The sequence below is a fragment of the Mycobacterium sp. ML4 genome, assembly GCF_054515735.1.
In genome coordinates this window covers 1-1,011 of record NZ_JBTNSY010000085.1, presented here as the reverse complement: position 1 = coordinate 1,011, position 1,011 = coordinate 1, and the positions used below count along the sequence as shown (strand labels likewise).

The window sequence follows — 1,011 nt, the reverse complement described above, 5'->3', positions numbered from 1 at the left end:
CCTTTCGGCGGCGCTTACTGCGGCGTTGTCGGGGAGTTTGCCGGGGTTGTCGGTGAGTCTGGGGGCGATTAACACCGCGTTCCAGGGTGCGCTGAGTGCGGCGTTGTCGGGCAGCCTGCCGGCGTTCCAGGCGTCGTTGGGTGCGCTCAATGGGGCGTTGCAGGCGGCGTTGAGTGCGGCGTTCGCCGGGGCTCCGGCGGTGTCGGGGGCGTTGAACGCGTTGCTCAACGCCGGCCAGCAGCTGGCGGCGACGTTCACTGCCGGGTTGCCGGGGTTGGCTGCGCAGCTCTCGGGGGCGTTCGGGGCCACCCTGCCGACGCTGTCGGCGGCGTTCACCGGGGCGATCACCGCCGCCCTGTCGGGCAGCCTGCCGGCGTTCCAGGCCTCCCTGGGCGCGCTCAATGGGGCGTTCCAGGCCGCGCTGAGTGCGGCGTTCGCCGGGGCCCCGGCCCTGCAAGCGGGCCTGACCGCGTTGCTCAGCGCCGGCCAAAACCTGGCCGCCACCCTCACCGGGGCCTTCCCGGGGCTGGCCGCGCAACTGTCGGGGGCCTTCGGGGCCACCCTGCCCACCCTCTCGGCGGCGTTCACCGGGGCGATCACCGCCGCCCTGTCGGGCAGCCTGCCGGCGTTCCAGGCCTCCCTGGGCGCCCTCAACAGCGCGTTCCAGGCCGCCCTGAACGCCGCCCTGGTCGGGGCCCCGGCCCTGCAAGCGGGCCTGACCGCGTTGATCAGCGCCGGCCAGAACCTGGCCGCCACCCTCACCGGCGCCCTGCCGGCATTGTCGGCCAGCTTCACCGCCACCCTGCCCGCCCTCAACGCCGCGCTCTCGGCCACCCTGGCCGCGGCGTTCTCGGGCAGCCTGCCCGCCCTACAGGCCTCCCTGGGCGCCCTGTCCGGGGCCTTCACCGCCGCCCTGACCGCCGCCCTGACCGGCGCTCCCGCCCTGCAAGCCGGCCTGAACACCCTGCTCAACGCCGGCGCCACCCTGGCCGCCAACCTCAACGCAGCCTT

General features: G+C 74.8%; 1 pseudogene. It reads left to right on the top strand.

Annotated features, from left to right (window positions below):
- Positions 1 to 52: 52 nt before the first annotated feature.
- Positions 53 to 1,011: pseudogene (locus ACX9NE_RS29310) on the top strand (hypothetical protein); the annotation flags it as partial.